The organism is Vibrio sp. 10N.247.310.24, from assembly GCF_041467175.1.
Taxonomy (GTDB): domain Bacteria; phylum Pseudomonadota; class Gammaproteobacteria; order Enterobacterales; family Vibrionaceae; genus Vibrio; species Vibrio tasmaniensis_A.
The window spans coordinates 1-18,896 of record NZ_JBFSUD010000041.1 but is presented as its reverse complement, the minus strand read 5'-3'; the positions used below and the strand labels follow the sequence as shown (position 1 = coordinate 18,896).

15 protein-coding genes and 1 pseudogene are annotated in these 18,896 nt (G+C 43.3%); 9 read left to right on the top strand and 7 right to left on the bottom strand.

The window, feature by feature from the left end; genetic code table 11:
• Positions 1–42: 42 nt before the first annotated feature.
• Positions 43–537 (bottom strand): hypothetical protein, encoded by a 495-nt coding sequence (locus tag AB6E08_RS13835; protein WP_372065391.1) that lies wholly within the window; start codon positions 535–537, stop codon positions 43–45.
• 248 nt (positions 538–785) lie between these two features.
• Between AB6E08_RS13835 and AB6E08_RS13830 the strand changes: the two genes are divergently transcribed.
• The 4 genes from AB6E08_RS13830 to AB6E08_RS13815 all read left to right on the top strand — a co-directional run bounded on the left by AB6E08_RS13830 (position 786) and on the right by AB6E08_RS13815 (position 6,898).
• Positions 786–1,262, top strand: coding sequence for a CreA family protein (locus AB6E08_RS13830; protein WP_017097956.1), 477 nt, complete (start codon positions 786–788; stop codon positions 1,260–1,262).
• Positions 1,263–1,405: 143 nt separating this feature from the next.
• Positions 1,406–2,710: an inosine/guanosine kinase gene (locus AB6E08_RS13825; RefSeq protein WP_017097957.1), complete on the top strand. Its 1,305-nt coding sequence runs from the start codon at positions 1,406–1,408 to the stop codon at positions 2,708–2,710.
• 294 nt (positions 2,711–3,004) lie between these two features.
• Entirely contained in the window at positions 3,005–4,753 is a 1,749-nt protein-coding gene (locus tag AB6E08_RS13820; RefSeq protein WP_017100522.1) for a formate--tetrahydrofolate ligase, read from the top strand.
• A 240-nt stretch (positions 4,754–4,993) separates the two neighbouring features.
• Positions 4,994–6,898, top strand: coding sequence for a diguanylate cyclase (locus AB6E08_RS13815; RefSeq protein ID WP_065678984.1), 1,905 nt, complete (start codon positions 4,994–4,996; stop codon positions 6,896–6,898).
• 68 nt (positions 6,899–6,966) lie between these two features.
• On the opposite strand, the gene AB6E08_RS13810 is transcribed toward AB6E08_RS13815, so the two are convergent.
• Positions 6,967–7,572, bottom strand: a complete 606-nt coding sequence (locus AB6E08_RS13810) for a beta-phosphoglucomutase family hydrolase (RefSeq protein WP_009845180.1) — start codon at positions 7,570–7,572, stop codon at positions 6,967–6,969.
• Between the two features lie 87 nt (positions 7,573–7,659).
• On the opposite strand from AB6E08_RS13810, the gene arfB reads away from it, so the two are divergent.
• Positions 7,660–8,070 (top strand): alternative ribosome rescue aminoacyl-tRNA hydrolase ArfB, encoded by a 411-nt coding sequence (arfB, locus tag AB6E08_RS13805; RefSeq protein ID WP_372065386.1) that lies wholly within the window; start codon positions 7,660–7,662, stop codon positions 8,068–8,070.
• A gap of 176 nt (positions 8,071–8,246) precedes the next feature.
• On the opposite strand, the gene AB6E08_RS13800 is transcribed toward arfB, so the two are convergent.
• Positions 8,247–8,564: a helix-turn-helix domain-containing protein gene (locus AB6E08_RS13800; protein ID WP_009845174.1), complete on the bottom strand. Its 318-nt coding sequence runs from the start codon at positions 8,562–8,564 to the stop codon at positions 8,247–8,249.
• A gap of 198 nt (positions 8,565–8,762) precedes the next feature.
• Between AB6E08_RS13800 and AB6E08_RS13795 the strand changes: the two genes are divergently transcribed.
• Entirely contained in the window at positions 8,763–9,101 is a 339-nt protein-coding gene (locus AB6E08_RS13795) for a hypothetical protein (protein ID WP_009845170.1), read from the top strand.
• 140 nt (positions 9,102–9,241) lie between these two features.
• Here the strand turns inward: AB6E08_RS13795 and AB6E08_RS13790 are convergent, their stop codons facing one another.
• The 3 genes from AB6E08_RS13790 to AB6E08_RS13780 form a co-directional block, all read right to left on the bottom strand.
• Complete coding sequence (locus tag AB6E08_RS13790; RefSeq protein WP_017097961.1) at positions 9,242–10,399, bottom strand: trypsin-like serine protease; 1,158 nt, start codon at positions 10,397–10,399, stop codon at positions 9,242–9,244.
• Between the two features lie 313 nt (positions 10,400–10,712).
• On the bottom strand, positions 10,713–11,846 hold the full coding sequence (gene gcvT, locus AB6E08_RS13785) for a glycine cleavage system aminomethyltransferase GcvT (protein ID WP_029222778.1): 1,134 nt from the start codon (positions 11,844–11,846) through the stop codon (positions 10,713–10,715).
• A gap of 470 nt (positions 11,847–12,316) precedes the next feature.
• Positions 12,317–12,940: a helix-turn-helix domain-containing protein gene (locus AB6E08_RS13780; protein WP_017097963.1), complete on the bottom strand. Its 624-nt coding sequence runs from the start codon at positions 12,938–12,940 to the stop codon at positions 12,317–12,319.
• Positions 12,941–13,380: 440 nt separating this feature from the next.
• On the opposite strand from AB6E08_RS13780, the gene AB6E08_RS13775 reads away from it, so the two are divergent.
• The 3 genes from AB6E08_RS13775 (at position 13,381) to gcvP (ending at position 18,074) form a co-directional block, all read left to right on the top strand.
• The gene (locus AB6E08_RS13775; protein WP_017097964.1) at positions 13,381–14,673 is read left to right on the top strand and encodes a serine hydroxymethyltransferase; all 1,293 of its coding nucleotides are present in this window, start codon (positions 13,381–13,383) and stop codon (positions 14,671–14,673) included.
• Between the two features lie 51 nt (positions 14,674–14,724).
• On the top strand, positions 14,725–15,105 hold the full coding sequence (gene gcvH / locus AB6E08_RS13770; protein WP_009845137.1) for a glycine cleavage system protein GcvH: 381 nt from the start codon (positions 14,725–14,727) through the stop codon (positions 15,103–15,105).
• Between the two features lie 89 nt (positions 15,106–15,194).
• Positions 15,195–18,074 carry an aminomethyl-transferring glycine dehydrogenase gene (gene gcvP / locus AB6E08_RS13765; RefSeq protein ID WP_017102169.1) on the top strand — a complete coding sequence of 960 codons (2,880 nt, stop codon included), beginning with the start codon at positions 15,195–15,197 and terminating at the stop codon, positions 18,072–18,074.
• 360 nt (positions 18,075–18,434) lie between these two features.
• Here the strand turns inward: gcvP and AB6E08_RS13760 are convergent.
• Positions 18,435–18,896, bottom strand: a pseudogene (locus AB6E08_RS13760) (hypothetical protein); the annotation flags it as partial.

Genomic DNA, 18,896 nt, shown 5'->3' with positions numbered 1-18,896 from the left:
GAAGGGGTATTTTACTTAGATTAACGCTTTCTCAAAGAACCTTTAGTTCTCGACCCACACTTTATCGCGAGAAGCATGATCTTGTGCCCAAAAATCAAGGATCTGCTTAGCAAAAGCGTTGATACTTTGACCACTTCCAACCACAACGTCTGAGATTAGCAGAGAATCCTCCGCTTCTGTAACGATAGCGCTCGCTGCTACATCACCATTTTGAGTCCCTATGTATAAGACATGTTCGTCAGATAACATAATCTGACTCAAAAACTCTAACATGTACGCCCTTTCGGTTTCATCTTGGTAAACGCTGGCTTGGTTAAGTGAAAAAAGTACGGTCAGTTTATGGAAGTCGACTTTATGCAGTTCATCAATTTGGGAAGGTGTTTGATCTTGGGTGAGGAGTTGGTATGTCTTGGACGGGAGTTTGCTTTGATAAAGTTCTCGGCCTAGCAGGCTCTCTTTTGCGGGGTAGGCAATATCGAGTTGACTAAACAGCCATTGGTTTTTCTTCTGTACAATTTCAGGTATTTCGTTATTCATTCTTTTAGTACCTACGGTTAGTATCCCCAAATGTCACAGCTATTTGGAAGACATATATTCGACTGAGGTGCCGAGCTACAAGCACAGAGCATACAGAGCATGACCAAGGCCAACAAGTACTTTAAATGCTTCATATTTTCCATTATCCAACAACATCCTTTAAGAACTTAACGAAAAGCTCTACACTCGTATTCAAGCTTTCAATATCCTTATAGTAAACAGAACTCTATAAATAAAAAGGACTTCTTATGAAAAAAGCCTTAATAGCAGCGGGTATCATCACAATGTTGGCTGGCTGTTCGGACAACGAGGTTGGCGACGTCTCTCTTGGATTCTTCACAATGAAGGATATCAAAATGTCTTCTTTAGATGATGATAAAATCGCAGGTGTGACTTGTCATATCGCTTCAATCGAAGCAAACCTTAGCCTTTCCGATCCAAGCGATAGCTCTATTTCTTGTCGTCAAACCGGTGAAATTACATCAGAAATGATTGCTAAAATAGACAAAAGCAAATCTGGTGAAGTGGTGTTCAAACAATCAAAAAGTATCTTCTTTAAAACAATGAAGGTTCGTCGTATCTACGATGCAGAGAATCAATCGCTGCTTTACTTGTCATACACCACCAAAGAAACAGAAGGCAGTTTCAAGCATAGCCTTTCAACCGTTCCCCTATGGGGTACTGAGGCTTACGTTGATCCAGCAACACTCCTCCCAGCGGAATAGGCTCACGTAAATGCCCTCAAGCGAAAAGTAAAACGAGTCACCTGTACAGACATCGTACAGGTGATTCTAAATGTAATAAAAATGAAAGAATCAGAAACAAAATGTGATATCATTCGGCAAAATTTTTTCACTGTATTTTTCATATGAAGTTTCCTGGACAGCGTAAATCTAAACACTACTTTCCAACTCACGCACGTGATCCGTTGGTCAACCAAATGCAACAAACGCCTAAGCTTCACCGCGCAACAATTGTCGGTGTTGGTCAAACGATTGTTGATATCGAAGCCCGTGTTGATAACGCGTTCCTTGAAAAATATGAGCTGAGTAAAGGTCACTCACTGGTATTGGAAGAGAGTAAAGCAGATGCGCTGTACGAAGAGTTAGTTGAGCGCGGTTTGATCACGCATCAATACCCTGGCGATACTATCGGCAACACACTGCACAACTATTCCGTACTTGCAGACAGTAAATCTGTATTGCTCGGCGTTATGTCTAAGAAGATTGAAGTTGGCTCATTTGGTTATCGTTACCTTTGCCGCACTTCTTCTCGTATGAATCTAAATCACCTTCAAACGGTTGATGGTCCTATTGGTCGTTGCTACACGCTTATTTCTGAAGATGGTGAACGTACGTTTGCAATCAACGAAGGCCACATGAACCAACTGCTTCCTGAAAGCGTTCCTGAAAAAGTGTTCGAGAAAGCATCAGCATTGGTTGTGTCGTCATACCTAATGCGCGGCAAACCTGAAGATCCGATGCCAAAAGCGGTACAAAAAGCGATTGAATACGCGAAAGCGCACAATGTGCCAGTTGTACTAACACTTGGTACTAAGTACGTGATCGAAGGTAATGCGGAATGGTGGCAAGAATATCTGAAAGAAAACGTAACCATCGTCGCGATGAACGAAGACGAAGGTGAAGCGTTAACGGGTGAAAAAGATCCGCTTCTAGCTGCTAACAAAGCACTTGAGTGGGTTGACCTCGTTCTCTGTACTGCAGGCCCTATCGGTTTATACATGGCTGGCTACACTGACGAGCCTGCGAAACGCGAAACCACTCTGCCATTATTACCGGGTAACATTCCTGAGTTCAATAAATTCGAGTTCAGCCGTGCTATGCGTAAGCAAGACTGTCAAGATCCGGTAAAAGTCTACTCTCACATTGGCCCTTATCTTGGTGGCCCGCGCGAAATTAAAAACACCAATGGTGCTGGTGATGGTGCACTTTCTGCACTTTTACACGACATGGCAGCAAACAGCTACCACCACGTGAATGTACCAAACTCAGAAAAGCACGAGCACTCGTGTCTAACGTATTCTTCTCTGTCTCAAATTTGTAAGTACTCAAACCGTGTAAGCTATGAAGTGTTGACTCAGCACTCTCCTCGCCTTTCTCGTGCACTACCTGAACGCGAAGATAGCTTAGAAGAAACATACTGGGATCGTTAAGCGACTCTATTAGGTAGTTAACTCTTAGAGGTTAACGCCAAGTTGGATTACCCATTCCTTGAAGGGCTGCTATATGCAGCCCTTTTTGTATTCAACACCAATATAACGGCAGCTGAAGGTAATCAGATCGAATATTTTTCTCGTTTAAGATTTGATCTCGCGCAATGACTCTTTAGATCTGTTATCTTCCAGCACATAATTGATGTGGTTTGCCTTTACTTGGCAAATTTATACAGTACTATCGCCACGCAAACGTTTACGTACCACCTTTCGGTTCTGATATAAGGATCAAATATGCTGTCTGATATTGATATTTGTCGCTCTACTCCCCTTAAAAACATCAGTGAAGTTGCCAAGCAAGCTGGCCTGCACCACAACGAACATCAGCCATTAGGGCAATACAAATCTAAAGTGTCTCTCACATCACTTGAACGCCTCGCTAGCCAACAAGATGGTAAATTAGTCGTGGTTACGGCCATCACACCGACGCCTCTTGGTGAGGGCAAAACCGTCACCACTATCGGACTAGCACAAGGTCTAGCAAAGATTAACCAATCCGCTATGGCCTGCATTCGCCAACCTTCAATGGGCCCGGTATTTGGTGTAAAAGGTGGTGCAGCCGGCGGTGGCTATTCACAAGTTGCCCCAATGGAGCAATTGAACCTTCACCTGACTGGCGACATTCATGCCGTAACAGTCGCTCATAACCTCGCATCTGCCGCTATTGACGCTCGTTTGTATCATGAGCAACGTGAAGGGTTAGAAGCCTTTGAGGCTCGCTCAGGCTTAAAAGCTCTGGATATCGACCCACGCAGAATCGTGTGGCGACGTGTACTTGACCACAATGACCGCGCACTGCGTATGATCACGGTTGGCAAGAACGAAGCAGACAAAACAATTAATGGCTTTGAGCGCGAGGATGGCTTTGACATCTCAGCCGCTTCAGAGCTGATGGCTATTCTTGCTCTCACTGATGACCTCCAAGATTTAAGAAAGCGTATCGGACGAGTGGTACTCGCATACAACAACCAAGGCTTGCCATTAACTGCAGATGACTTCAACGTAGCAGGTGCTATGACAGTCACAATGAAAGACTCCATAGAGCCAACATTGATGCAAACCCTTGAAGGGGTTCCTACCCTAATCCACGCGGGGCCATTCGCTAACATCGCACACGGTAACTCTTCTATTATTGCCGATAAGGTTGCGTTAAAGCTAAGTGACTTTGTCGTGACGGAAGGTGGCTTCGGCTCAGATATGGGTTTTGAGAAAGCATGTAACATCAAAGTGAAAGCATCGAAAAAAAATCCAGATTGTGCTGTTATTGTCGCAACATTACGTGGTCTAAAAGCCAACTCAGGTTTATACGATTTGAGACCAGGAACTCCGCTACCAGATTCAATCTTTAATGATGACCAAGACGCGCTTATTGCAGGGTTTGAGAACCTTAAATGGCACATCAACAGCGTTAAGCAATACCAAGTGCCTACCGTTGTTGCGATCAATCGATTTCCACAAGATTCAGCTCAAGAGCTCGATGCTTTGAAACAGATGATCACCGACTTCGACCCAAGCGTTAGTGTTGAAGTAAGCGAAGCATTTGGTCAGGGTGGCGAAGGGGCGACTAAATTAGCTCACGCCGTAGTAAAAGCTTGCCAAAAACAGAGTGAATTTAAGCCGTTGTATCACTCAAAGCAAAGCCTAGAAGAAAAACTGATGGCCGTCGCTGAAGTTGGCTATGGCGCAGCAAGTATCTCGCTATCTCCACTGGCTAAAAAACAACTGGCCGAATTCAAACTGCATGGCTATAACGACCTATCGGTTTGTTTAGCAAAAACACCACTATCGATCTCGACAGAAGCACACGTAAAAGGTGCACCATCTCAGTTTGACGTACCCGTTAGGGAGCTAAAACTGTGTGCTGGTGCTGGCTTTATTTACGCGCTGTGCGGCAATGTAATGACCATGCCAGGCCTACCGGATAAACCGGCTTTTATGTCGTTGGACATTGATAGCAAAGGAAACATCGTTGGCTTAAGTTAATTACGACCAGACATAGGCTAAAAATCCGCTTTATCTAGAATAACCTGTCCGTACTATGCTCCCCATTATATTTGCGGACAGGTCTCGTTTCTGATACCTAATTGCTCAATTAACACCCCAAGTGCAATAAATTTCATTAAAAACGAAATAATATGCACATCTGATTATAAGTTTTGGGTCAAGATCACATTAATAGGCCTACAAAATATATAGTATTGCGCTGATTTTTCGAGGACAGTGATGAATACGAGTATAAAAAAACTGATCAGCCAATTTCTATGTACCTTGTTTGTCCTAGGATTAGTCCCTGCTCTCTATATAAACTCTGAATTTGAACGGGTTGAAGCCCAGTATGCGCTAAACATCAAACAGTCTAATCAAAACCAAATCGAATACAGCTTCCATCAACTCGCTATTATTGTTGAGCAAATATCAAACGCGGTTCCCTCTATTGCCGCCTCACAGACCCTACTTCGTTCCATTTCCGAGCCTTCAGTTACTAACAAACAAGCACTGCAGGATCTGTGGGTTGTATTGGCACACGGGCAACAATACTACTCTCAACTGCGTTTCCTAGATCTAGACGCTAATGAAGTATTCCGCGTCAACTATAAAGATGGCCACGCAAGTGTCACTCCAGACCACGAGTTACAAAACAAATCCTCTCGCGATTACTACAAAAAGCTACAAGAATTAGAGATTGGAGAAGTTAAAGCTACAGGCATTGATCTAGAAGTTGAAAATGGAGAGTTAGTTCGCCCCTTTTCGCCGACACTTCGCATTATGACGCCTGTCACTGTAGGGGAGCACATTATTGGCTATTTCATTGCTAACCTAAATATGCGCGAGATCTATGATCGCTTACATTACCAGATAGGTACATCAGCGACAGTTCCGGTCATCCTTAATAATACTGGTCATGTCATCATGGGTCCCGACCCTGAGGATTCATTTGGGCATGTGATTGAATCACGTTCAGACAAGACGTATGCAAAACTAGCCCCAGGCCTGTGGCAGAATATTCAAAGCGGCACCTCATCCAGCTATTTTGATGGTAAAAACTGGTATTTTCACTCTGACATCAGCCCTAAGATTAAGCAGTTTGAAGGACCAATTTATATGGTTCTTCATATTGAAGAACATCAATTTAACACTCAGTTTCAACAAGAAAATCACGCCATAGTCGTTCAGATAATCATACTCTCGATATTGATTTCAATGATATCTGCAGGTTTCGTACTGTGGAACAGAAATCATAAAAAGAACAGTATCGAAAGCCAACTCGCCAAAGCGGCAATGAACGGTATGTCTGCCCTATTAATCACAGACAAAAATAACCGAATCATAAAAGTAAACCAAGAGTTCACCCGTGTCAGTGGCTACGAGTTAGAAGATGTAAAAGGTAAACAGCCTTCATTGTTTAACGCTGGCCGATATAATGAAGAGTTCTACACTAAAATGTGGAGCGTCATTAAAGAGACAGGGATGTGGGAAGGCGAAGTGGTGAACCGACGAAAGGATGGCACCTTCATCACGGAAATTCTTCGAATACAAACCATCAAAGACTCAAAAGATGTGATTCAATTTTATGTTGCATCATTTGTTGATATCAGCAAACGCAAAGAGCTCGAGAATAAATTGAGAAACCTTAGCGAAAAAGATGCACTATCTGGCTGTTGGAATAGACGAAAGTTCGACCTGGAGCTTCGTGACGAGTGTTCTCGCGTTAGTCGTTACCCTACTCGCGAGCAATCTTGCTTAGCCATATTGGATATTGACCATTTCAAACGCATTAACGATAGATTTGGACATGATTATGGCGATAAAGCCATACAAACCGTAGCACAGGTACTGCAACGTGAATGCCGAGATACCGATTTCGTGGCTCGTATTGGGGGAGAAGAGTTTGGGGTTATCTTGCCTCACACGACACCACAAGAAGCCGACTATGTGCTTAATAGGCTGAGAATCGCGATCAGTATCGAGTTCGACAACGTCGTTACAATAAGTGGCGGAATAACCAACCTAACAGGTGAACCTGCACTCAATTATAAGTGCGCCGATTTAGCTCTTTACGAAGCAAAAGCAGTAGGTAGAAACAGTGTATGTTTGTTCCTTGATAGCGAAATGAGCGAAATTGCATAGTGGGAGCCTGCATCGCACCACCGCCCCGCTAACTTATTCATTTCACTCTAGAGTCGTTCACTCAACAATCAACTTGGTGCGGGGTAGAACTCCAGCGTATTCCCTTCGACTACCAGAATGCAATCCATATTCGCAGCATGGGCTGCCTGCTTACCAAGGTGAGTATCTTCAAACACAACACACTGCTTTGGCTGTAAACCCATACCAAAACAAGCAGCTAAGAAAGTATCAGGGTTTGGTTTATGATTCTTCACATCTGTCGCTGTCACTAAGATATCCAACTTACTCAAGATATCCGTTTTATCTAACAGTTGTTCTGCGCTCTTGCGTTGACTGCCCGTTCCAACCGCAATCTTCTTGTCACCGAGATGGTCTATCAAAAGAGAATACGTACAAGGGATAATATCTCCTTTGTCTTCAATAGCTGCAAACGAAGCCATTTTAAACGTAGAAACCGCTTGTGGGTCGAGCGATAAACCGTACTTACTATTTACCTCACCAGCGATCTTATAACTCGGCATTCCACCTAAGCTATGCAGCCAAGACGCTTCGAAATAAAAGCCGAACTCTTCCGCCGTTTGTTGCCATGCTTTCACATGTGCTGGCATTGTATCGATCAACGTACCGTCCATATCAAAGATTAATCCTTCATACGCCGTTAAATCAATTTTCATCACTACTACCACTCTTTAAGAAAGTTACTGATACCATACCCAATATTCAGTATCATGACCCCATATTACTGTTCAAAATGGATGTTTATGTTACAAATATCTAACTCTGTTTCAATTCAAGACTGGGAACTCCAGCTAACCGCGATCAGAGCTCAAGGAGCCGGAGGTCAAAACGTCAATAAAGTATCGAGTGCGATACATTTACGTTTTGACATAAAGCACTCAACCCTACCCGATTTCTATAAAGAAAAACTCCTGGCACATAAAGATGGTCGTATCACTAAAGATGGTGTGATTATCATTAAAGCTCAACAGTACAGAACTCAGGAGCAAAACCGAGACGATGCTTTGGTACGTTTGAAAGAGCTGATCTTAGAAGCAACAAAAGTTCAAAAAGTGAGACGAGCAACCAAGCCAACACGCGGCTCTCAAAAAAGACGTTTAGAAAGTAAAAAGCAAAGAAGCACCACCAAACAACTTCGCGGAAGAGTAGGCTAATTGTTTCATGTCCGTAGTGAGCACCTCACCATGAAACAATCATTTTAGCTCTAACTAGCTGGACAAAAGACGATACCTGACATTATTTATTCGTAGACAATTTATTCGAAGACTGGTTGTTTGAGGCTACGTATTTAAAACACTATTGATTAGAAAATATCTATTGGAACAAAACGCTACTTCTGTTTTTTGACCGACAAAATCAGTTTAATCAACAGCATTCGCTCTTCACTGGTTAACAAACGACTAGCAGCAGCTACATCTTCCGCTGCTGCTTCAGACGCTCCTACAACGTCGAGTACGACATCCAAGTCCGTCACTTTCAAAGTTCTCGTGATCGAACGATACTGAGACATTTTGATATCAGCCTCTCCGCGCTCAATTCGTTGATAGGTTTTCAAGCTCATTCCTGCGCTAGCCGCTAATTTTTCTTGAGACCAATTGCCTAGCTTCCTACGCTCAATCAGCGCAATGACTATAGGTTCTTGTGACATAAGCACCTCCAGAATAGACAGTTATGACCTAATTTCAGCAAGAAGCAGACCATATTGACTTAGAACAGTTTACATAAGCGATTAAAGGCATATTATTCGGCCGATAAAAACGTTACGTTTCATGGACTTTCACACTTACAACGACGTTAACTCGCGGGTAGATAAGTTTGAATTATCAGAGCTAGGAAATAAGAAAAATTGCAAATTGCGAATAATGATAGCGTGAAATTGGAAATTGCGAATCTCTATAAATTGGCATTTCCTTGCATACAACAGGCTTTAGAATCAGAAGATACCCGTAATGAAATTGTTGCGGTACAGCAGAGGTTACTGACTTACAAAGAAGTACTGTTACACGGAAATATGCTGGAAGATAAAGAATTAAAACAGGCTTTTTCTGCATTGAACCAAAGCGAGAAAGGTGTTGTACAAGGTGGTATTCAAAATATCAACGATGCAATAAAGCAAATGGATGAAATTGTCGAAAGGTATAGCAGGAAGGCGAAAATCAATAAGCAGGCTTATCGACAAGTTTGAAGCGATAGTACTCCGAAATAACCAAGTCGACGCTGATGCTTTTTAGCGTCGACTTAATCTAAGACTTCTTTCATTAATGCTTAAATGAACAACCTGTCGAGGTATAGCCCTCAATCATGCTGATGAACGTCTACTTAACTTTAAATAGATTGTCTTCTTAAAATAAGTAAACCAAGCGCGAATATCGACAAGAATCCCAAAGAACCGCCGCTACTAGAGCCTGAGTTGGTGCCTGAATTAGACCCGCCCGATAGGCTTATCTTCGGCATTGACGTTTCATTTAACAAAGCAGAAGATGAATCAACGGTTTCACCATCGCTCACTCGTACGAGAACACGAGAACTCGGTGTACTTCTAACTTCAAAAGTTGCGTTTTCAGTGCCTGAAACAACTCGATCTATCCATCCTGCATAATCATAAACTTCCGTAAAAACAGACGTGTATTTTTCAGTAAGGCTTCCACATGTAGCTGGCCCGTAACTCGTAATGCCTATTTGCTGATAGCTAACCCCATCCCACCAATAGACAGGACCGCCTGAATCACCATTACAGGTCGAGTTTTTGTATCCATTGAACTGCGCTCCATCAAAACAAAGCTGTTTGTCTGTTGAATTACAGCTATTTGTAGCATCGAAGGTTAAATTCGCTTGATTTACTACATTGGTAGCAGTTCTAGAAACAGTTTTGCCTTGGTCATCTGTTATATGACTCGTCAAGCCTCGGCCAACTGCCTTAAACGTATCTTGACCACGATTCAATGCATAGACATTGTCGAATGTAGAGTTAATTGAAGAAGAGTAGTCTCGTACATTTAAGGCTGTTTTGAGTTTCAAGATAGCAATATCGTTTGGTAATACTTTCCCGTTGATGGGATCAAGATTATTACTATAGTCACTTGGATAATATATCTTTTCGACTCGTGCTGATTGGTATCCACCGTTGTTATATTTTGTTTGATCTGCCATTCCTGGAACAACCCAAGTATTAAGCATCCACGCGTAACTTTCATACACACAATGGGCAGCGGTAAGCACGAATTGTGCATCTATAATGGTTCCACCACAGTAGTTAGAAAATTTTGAACCATCATGAAAGTACAGGCTAGTAAACGTTGGATAAGTATTAGTTAGTTCTGCATCTGTTGTGGGGCTACCATTGATAATATAAGGTGAAACACCGACATTAGGAGCACTTTCGACCGAGTTTTCCGTCGCCATAACACTTGATGTGTAAATCAATGGAGCTAACAGCCCTAAAACGGCTTTACGAACCGGACTCATTGTATGGTTAACATTCATAGATAACTCCTTGTAACCCCTACTACTTATTTACAAAAATGATGAATCGTCACCATAACACGTACCACTAATATTATAGTAAGCAATTTTAATGATATAGCCATATGTCTCGTTTTAAAAAACGAACTTTCAGGTATCTGGGCTTGTAGCGATATAGAAAGTTATACGATCTTAAAATTAGATACGTTTATAAAAATAGATACGTTCATAAAAAGGGAGACAGGCTTAAACAAAAAAGCCTACCATTGAACTTCTCTATACAGAGAATCAAACAGTAGGCTTTGTTTAGCTTAATAGTTGCTCTTAAAAGAGATTAGCCACGGTAGTAACGTTGAGGTACGAATGGCATTTTTTCTACTGTCATTGGTAGCTTCTTACCACGAACTTCAGCGAATACTTCAGTGCCAATTACTGCTAGATCAGTGCGTACATATGCCATAGAAACAGGTTTGCCTGCATTAGGCCCCGCTGTACCGCTTGTTACAACACCAATCTTGTTGTCTTCAGCATCGAACAGCTCAGCGCCTTCACGTACTGGCGCTTTAGTTTGACCAACAAGACCAACACGCTTACGTTGAACATCTTTGGTTGCGATTTGCTCAAGGATGATATCAGCGCCAGGGAAACCGCCTGCACGTTCACCGTCTGTACGACGCACTTTTTGAATACCCCATAGAAGGCTAGCTTCTACTGGAGTAGTTGTTGTATCTAGGTCATGACCGTATAGACATAGACCACACTCAAGACGAAGTGAGTCACGAGCGCCAAGGCCAATCCACTCTACTTCAGCTTCTGATGTTAGCTTGCGTGCCAGTGCTTCAGCGTGATCGTTAGGAACAGAGATCTCGTAGCCATCTTCCCCCGTGTAACCACTGCGGCTCACGATGCATTCAACGCCGTCGATATCAACTTTTTGAACGTCCATGAAAAGCATGTCAGCAACGCTTGGTTGGAAACGAGCTAAAACTTCAGACGCTTTAGGGCCTTGAAGTGCTAATAGAGCGCGATCATCAATCACTTCCATTTCTACGTCAGCTGGAAGGTGCGCAGTTAGATGGTCGATATCTTGTGTCTTACATGCTGCGTTCACAACAACAAACAGGTGATCACCTAGGTTAGCAACCATCAGATCATCCATAATGCCGCCCTGCTCGTTAGTAAAAAACGCATAGCGCTGCTTACCAGAAGGAAGGTCAATAATATCTACAGGAACCAAAGATTCTAAGACAGCAGCTGCGTTTGCACCATGTAGACGAAGTTGCCCCATGTGAGAAACATCAAAAAGACCAGCAGCATCACGAGTATGTAAATGCTCTTTCTTTACACCAAGCGGGTACTGGACTGGCATATCGTAGCCAGCGAAAGGAACCATCTTTGCGCCCTCTTCAACGTGAAGTGCATGCAGTGGTGTTGTTAGTAGGTCTTGATTAGCGTGTTCTTGAGTCATTTTATTCTCCATGAAGCGTTGCAGGCTGTCCAAAATCGAGTCTGCCGCTTATATCTCTATTTAGAGTCGCCTCTAACGATACTGGTTAACGTTAGAAACAGTAGATAGTAAAAAGTGATGTCCTTTATATAGGCTTATATCGTTGGCTCTATAAATTATGAATAACTGTACAGAACCCATACAACTCACTTTCTAAGAATTCACTTCAGTAAACTTCAATCAACATGAGTAAACCATGTTCACTATAATAAACAAGCCTGCGTCAGTTTTACACCCTTAACAATAGTCAAACAGCTCAAAATGTGACATTTAACAATTTAAAAACAATTGTTCGGTACATGCAAAAACGCGATATTGATGATTTTCGCATCAATATCGCGTCTATTAGCTAACGTTCAAAACAAAAGCAAACGTTTGCATCCACTATAAGAAATTCAAAACTTGTTAGCTTATTTTGCTGTGACCTACAGTTATTTTGCAGTCACCCACAGAATGAGTGCATCTTCAGCACTAGTTGAAATCAGCATATGACCCATATTCGCATCGTAATACATGCTATCGCCTTCACTCATTGGCACGGGTTCGTAGAATTCTGAGTAGAACATCACATCACCCGATATGATCATTAAGAACTCTTCACCATCGTGGCGCACCCAATCGTTATACTCTTCAAAAGTACGAGCTCTCACTCGACTCTTAAACGGCATCATCTTCTTATTAGAGAGCTCTGTGGCAAGCAATTCGTGTTCATAAGTGGGTGTTGGGTGTGGTTTACCTTGGCCTACTTTGGTTAAATCACGACGTCCTGTAGCGACTTTTTTTCTTGGTGGTTCAAAGAGTTGCGGCATATTTATCTGCAACCCCATAGCCAATTTCTGCATCGCTTGAAAGGTCGGAGAGATCTGTTCATTCTCTATTTTACTGAGCGTAGAACGCGCCAAGCCTGTTCTTTGGCTTGCTTCTTCTAGCGTGATCCCAAGCTTACCGCGGATGTCTTTAATGCGCTGGCCAAGCCTAAGTGGTTCAATATTCTGGTCTAACGTTTCCTTCGCCAACGTTAGAGATGGGTACTCATCATAAATGTCTTCTGACATAGGTCCCTCACTAATTTTTTACTTCCTGTCTATTAATTTCATTGTTGCATAAAGCGCTTTGTTGATTAAAGAGCACACAGAGAAATAAAGCGTGCTCCCCGTAGCAAAACAAGAAAATCTGTTTCCTATTGGAAATTTTTGTTGAAAATTGATTTTAACGGAGCTATGTTATCGACTTGTTAGATGAAGAGATGCTACTTCGGCTTGCCGCAAATGATAGATTTAACATTTGTAAGAGCTGTTTTTTACCCGATTTTTTGGGAACCAATTCGTGCTGCATTGACCCTACAACGATCGCTTAGACGCTGTAAGAGTATATTTAATACGCAATCAACGTATGTCTGTACCTATATAGCGCAAACGATACCGATGCAGAAATCAACGTAAGACCTAATGGACTATAAAAACAATCACCATTAGCTTAATGAAAGGTCTCGACAATGAACGCTTACCAAAACCACAGCTTAGACAGTTTTTTCTCTACGAACCTATCAGGCACTGACGACGCCGTATTTGCTGGAATCCAAGCAGAGAACACTCGTCAAAACGAACAAATCGAACTTATTGCTTCTGAGAACATCGTTTCTAAAGCAGTAATGCAAGCTCAAGGCACTTGCCTAACCAACAAATACGCAGAAGGCTATCCAGGCCGTCGCTACTACGGTGGTTGTGAGCACGTAGATACCGTTGAAGCTATCGCAATTGAACGTGCTAAACAGCTGTTCAAATGTGAGTACGTAAACGTGCAGCCTCACTCTGGCGCTCAAGCAAACGGTGCAGTAAAACTTGCCCTACTTCAACCCGGCGACACAATCCTTGGTATGTCTTTAGATGCTGGTGGTCACCTCACACACGGTGCACGTCCTGCAATGTCTGGTAAGTGGTTCAACGCAGTTCAATATGGCGTAGACCGCGACACACTTGAAATCGATTACGAAGCAGTTCGCGCATTAGCTGTCGAAAGCCAACCTAAAATGATTATTGCAGGTGGTAGTGCTATCCCACGCGTTATTGATTTCGCTAAGTTCCGCGAAATTGCTGACGAAGTTGGCGCTATCCTAATGGTCGATATGGCACACATCGCGGGTCTTATCGCGACAGGTGCTCACCCTAGCCCACTACCACACGCACACGTTGTTACCACAACAACGCACAAAACACTTCGTGGCCCACGCGGCGGCATGATTCTTACGAACCACGAAGACATCAACAAAAAGATCAACTCTGCAGTGTTCCCTGGCCTTCAAGGCGGCCCACTAATGCACGTTATCGCGGCTAAAGCAGTGGCGTTTGGCGAAGCACTTGGCCCAGAATTTAATACTTATATTGATTCAGTGATCGACAACGCAAAAGTTCTCGCTGAAGTGTTGCAAACTCGCGGTTGTGACATTGTGACTGGCGGTACAGACACACATCTAATGCTGGTTGACCTTCGCCCTAAAGGCTTGAAAGGTAACGTAACTGAAGAAGCATTAGAGCGTGCAGGGATCACATGTAACAAAAATGGCATACCATTCGATACAGAGAAGCCTATGATTACTTCTGGTATCCGTTTAGGCACGCCAGCTGGAACCAGTCGTGGTTTTGGCACTGAAGAATTCAAACTTATCGGTGAATGGATCGGCGATGTACTTGATGGCTTAGTTGAAAGCCCTGAAGGCAATGCTGAAGTTGAGCAACGTGTTCGCAAGCAAGTTAAAGAGCTTTGCAAACGCTTCCCTCTTTACCGTTAAACCAATTTTAAGATTTAAATTAAAACCTCATAAATTTTTGGAGAATAAGCAATGGACAATACACTAAAGTTTGCAGACAGCCACGAGTGGGTTAAAGACAACGGAGACGGTACTGTAACTATTGGTATTTCTGAGCACGCTCAAGAGCTACTAGGTGACGTTGTGTTTGTTGACCTGCCAGACACTGAAGACGAAATTGAAGCTGGCGAAAGCTTCTCTCTGGTTGAATCAGTGAAAGCAGCTTCTGATATCTACGCACCAATCTCTGGCGAAATTGTAGAAATCAACGAAGAATTAGAAGATAGCCCAGAGCTAATCAACGAAGAACCTTATGAAGGCGGTTGGATTGTTAAAGTGAAGATGTCTGATGCGTCTGAACTAAACAACCTTAAAGATGCGGAAGAATACCTAAGCTCTGTAGAAGAAGACTAATAGGTAACCTCATTACGATAAAGCTGCTCTTTGGAGCAGCTTAATTTTAGGGGCTAGCTCACGGCTCCAGAGAGAAAGTAGAACATATCATGACTGAATTACTTCAAAGCCAATTACTGAAAGACTTGGGTACGCAAAACGAGTTTGTTGCTCGTCATAACGGCCCTAATAAAGCAGACCAGCAAAAAATGCTTGAAGCGATCAACGCGACTAGCCTAGACGCACTGATCGACGAAACGGTTCCTGCACAAATCCGTCTTGAAAAACCAATGACACTTGCTGCGCCACTGAGCGAGATGGACATGCTGACCTCTCTTAAAGAGATCGCTAACCTAAACCAAGTGAAACGTACTTTCATTGGCCAAGGCTACTACAACACATTCACTCCAAACGTTATTCTACGTAACGTTTTAGAGAACCCCGGCTGGTACACAGCTTACACACCATACCAACCAGAGATTTCTCAAGGTCGTCTTGAAGCTCTACTCAATTACCAACAAATGGTAATGGACCTAACCGGTATGGAAATCGCGAACGCATCCCTTCTTGATGAAGCGACAGCGGCTGGCGAAGCAATGACTCTGTGTAAGCGTGCTGGCAAAAGCAAGAGCAAAGTATTCTTCGTTGCTGACGATGTTCACCCTCAAACACTAGAAGTTGTTAAAACTCGTGCTGAGTACATCGGTTTTGAAGTAATGGTTGGTGCTCTTGAAACACTTCCAGAGCAAAACGTATTTGGTGCGCTTCTTCAATACCCAAGTACAACGGGTGAAGTTCGTGACCTAACAGACATCATTGCGAAAGCTCAAGCTAACAAGACTCTTGTAACCGTTGCAACTGACCTACTTGCTTCCGCTCTACTTAAGCCTGCGGGCGAAATGGGCGCAGACGTAGTCATCGGTTCAGCGCAACGTTTCGGCGTTCCTATGGGTTACGGTGGTCCACACGCTGCATTCATGGGTACTCGTGAAAAACATAAGCGTACAATGCCAGGTCGTGTAATCGGTGTATCTATCGATACTCACGGTAACCAAGCGCTACGTATGGCAATGCAAACTCGTGAGCAACACATCCGCCGCGAGAAAGCGACATCGAACATCTGTACAGCTCAAGCACTTTTAGCAAACATGGCGTCGTTCTACGCGGTTTACCACGGTGCAGAAGGCCTACGTACTATTGCTCGTCGTACACACCACATGACAGCTATCCTAGCGGCTGGCCTGACTAAATCGGGTTACGAACTAACGAACAACAGCTTCTTTGATACCATCACGATCAACTCTGAAGAGAAGACAGATGCACTGTACGCGAAAGCGCAAGCAGCAGACATCAACCTTCGCCTTCTTAAGGGTAAAATCGGTATCAGCTTAGACGAAACAACAACGATCGACGACGTGAATGCACTATTCGCAATCTTCGACGTGAAAGAAGACGTTCAAGCACTATCTTCTGACATTGCATCAAATGAGTTTGCAGCAATTCCAGAAAACTGCCGTCGTGAATCAGAGTTCCTAACTCACCCAGTATTCAACACGCACCACAGCGAAACGCAAATGATGCGTTACCTAAAACAGCTTGAGAACAAAGACTTCTCACTAACGCACGGCATGATCCCACTGGGCAGCTGTACGATGAAGCTGAACGCTGCTGCTGAGATGATTCCAGTAACATGGCCTGAGTTTGGTTCAATTCACCCATTCGCACCTCTAGAGCAAGCAGCGGGCTACACAGCGCTAGCGAAAGATCTTAAAGAGAAGCTATGTGAAATTACCGGTTACGACGATTTCTCACTACAGCCTAACTCTGGTGCATCTGGCGAATACGCAGGTCTAATCGCGATTCAACGCTACCACGCAAGCCGCGGTGAAGCTCACCGTAATGTTTGTCTGATTCCAAGCTCTGCGCACGGTACTAACCCTGCAACAGCATCTATGGTTTCAATGAAAGTAGTGGTTGTTAAGTGTGATGAAGATGGCAACATCGACATGGCAGACCTAGCAGCGAAAATCGAGAAGCACAAAGACAACCTATCAAGCATCATGATCACTTACCCTTCTACGCACGGCGTATACGAAGAGCAAGTGAAAGAAGTGTGTGAACAAGTACACGCAGCGGGCGGTCAGGTTTACCTAGACGGCGCGAACATGAACGCTCAAGTAGGTCTAACTTCACCTGGCTTCATCGGTTCAGACGTATCTCACTTGAACCTACACAAAACATTCTGTATCCCACACGGTGGTGGCGGTCCGGGTATGGGTCCTATCGGCGTTAAATCGCACCTAGCACCTTTCCTACCAGGTCACATCGAAAACGGTGTACAAGGTTCTGACTACGCGGTATCAGCGGCAGATTTAGGTAGTGCTTCAATCTTACCTATCTCTTGGGCTTACATCGCAATGATGGGCGAACCTGGCCTAACAGACGCAACGAAAGTAGCGATTCTGAACGCGAACTACGTGATGGAAAAACTACGTCCTCACTACCCTGTTCTTTACCGTGGCACTAACGGCCGCGTAGCGCACGAATGTATTATCGATATTCGTCCACTTAAAGAAGACACAGGCATCAGCGAAGAAGATATTGCTAAGCGTTTAATGGACTTCGGTTTCCACGCGCCTACTATGTCTTTCCCAGTTGCTGGCACACTCATGGTAGAGCCAACTGAATCTGAAGATTTAGAAGAGCTAGACCGTTTCTGTGAAGCGATGATCGCAATCCGTCACGAAATGGCAGCAGTGAAAGCGGGTGAATGGCCACTAGATAACAACCCTCTAGTGAACGCACCGCACACACAAGTTGACCTTTCAGGCGCAGAATGGGATCGCCCTTACTCTCGCGAACTGGCTTGTTTCCCATCAAAAGCAACCAAGAACTCGAAGTACTGGCCTACTGTTAACCGTGTAGATAACGTATACGGCGACCGTAACCTAATCTGTTCTTGCCCAAGCATCGACAACTACGAAGACTAATTCGTAGCGGCGCTAAGCAGAACAACATAACAAAAGGCGAACCGAACGGTTCGCTTTTTTGTTTTTCGGATTCCAGATTATATGACTAATAAAGCATTGACCTTACCGTAAGGGAAAGGTTTAAGGTGAAATGAATCCAATGAAGAATGAGGAAACAATTATGGGATGTTGCAATAAAGCGCCAAAAGGTGGGGCCCCTCTTAGCTTACTTCTAAAGGTCACGCTTGGGATTGGTCTTTTTGTGTTTCTGCTGGCGTTGTGGCAGTAGAAAACTTATAGGGCTTTAGCTTTAAAGCTAAAAAGTGATGGTCTATAAAACAGGAATAGCGCCTAAATAGCCATTGACGCCATAGTCGTTTGTTAAGTGCCTGTTATTGCTTTAGTAAACCCGTACATATCAACTACTTTAGCTTTTGTATAAGGTAACGTAGTATCAACGCCTGAATTAAAATCAACTGTCATTCTATTTGATGAAACTTGGTCTATTACAAGTTTGTTTGATTGATAAAACCGACTTAAACAGTCCAATGACTTTGTATTAATGCTACTGAAGCCACATTCGCCTTTGAAAATGTCTCCGAAAGTCTGTTTGAAAAAGCGGTCATTTGCTGGCACAGAACCAAAAACACCAAGCATTATTTTTGTAACTAATGTCAGGTGGCTAGTATTTTGAGGAACTAAGATAGTTCTAATCTCGTTATATTGATCTAATAGAAACTCAATATTTTCACTAGTATAAGAGTCAACATCAATAGACCAAGCACAAGTGATCCGCACCAGCAGTTTTGGACACTGAGTTAAGTGAGTACAATCACTAATGAG

Bases quoted from the DNA above. Each gene is read 5' to 3' on its own strand.
- AB6E08_RS13835 (WP_372065391.1), bottom strand. From the start codon at position 537: ATGAATAACGAAATACCTGAAATTGTACAGAAGAAAAACCAATGGCTG.
- AB6E08_RS13830 (WP_017097956.1), top strand. From the start codon at position 786: ATGAAAAAAGCCTTAATAGCAGCGGGTATCATCACAATGTTGGCTGGC.
- AB6E08_RS13825 (WP_017097957.1), top strand. From the start codon at position 1,406: ATGAAGTTTCCTGGACAGCGTAAATCTAAACACTACTTTCCAACTCAC.
- AB6E08_RS13820 (WP_017100522.1), top strand. From the start codon at position 3,005: ATGCTGTCTGATATTGATATTTGTCGCTCTACTCCCCTTAAAAACATC.
- AB6E08_RS13815 (WP_065678984.1), top strand. From the start codon at position 4,994: ATGAATACGAGTATAAAAAAACTGATCAGCCAATTTCTATGTACCTTG.
- AB6E08_RS13810 (WP_009845180.1), bottom strand. From the start codon at position 7,572: ATGAAAATTGATTTAACGGCGTATGAAGGATTAATCTTTGATATGGAC.
- arfB (WP_372065386.1), top strand. From the start codon at position 7,660: ATGTTACAAATATCTAACTCTGTTTCAATTCAAGACTGGGAACTCCAG.
- AB6E08_RS13800 (WP_009845174.1), bottom strand. From the start codon at position 8,564: ATGTCACAAGAACCTATAGTCATTGCGCTGATTGAGCGTAGGAAGCTA.
- AB6E08_RS13790 (WP_017097961.1), bottom strand. From the start codon at position 10,399: ATGAATGTTAACCATACAATGAGTCCGGTTCGTAAAGCCGTTTTAGGG.
- gcvT (WP_029222778.1), bottom strand. From the start codon at position 11,846: ATGACTCAAGAACACGCTAATCAAGACCTACTAACAACACCACTGCAT.
- AB6E08_RS13780 (WP_017097963.1), bottom strand. From the start codon at position 12,940: ATGTCAGAAGACATTTATGATGAGTACCCATCTCTAACGTTGGCGAAG.
- AB6E08_RS13775 (WP_017097964.1), top strand. From the start codon at position 13,381: ATGAACGCTTACCAAAACCACAGCTTAGACAGTTTTTTCTCTACGAAC.
- gcvH (WP_009845137.1), top strand. From the start codon at position 14,725: ATGGACAATACACTAAAGTTTGCAGACAGCCACGAGTGGGTTAAAGAC.
- gcvP (WP_017102169.1), top strand. From the start codon at position 15,195: ATGACTGAATTACTTCAAAGCCAATTACTGAAAGACTTGGGTACGCAA.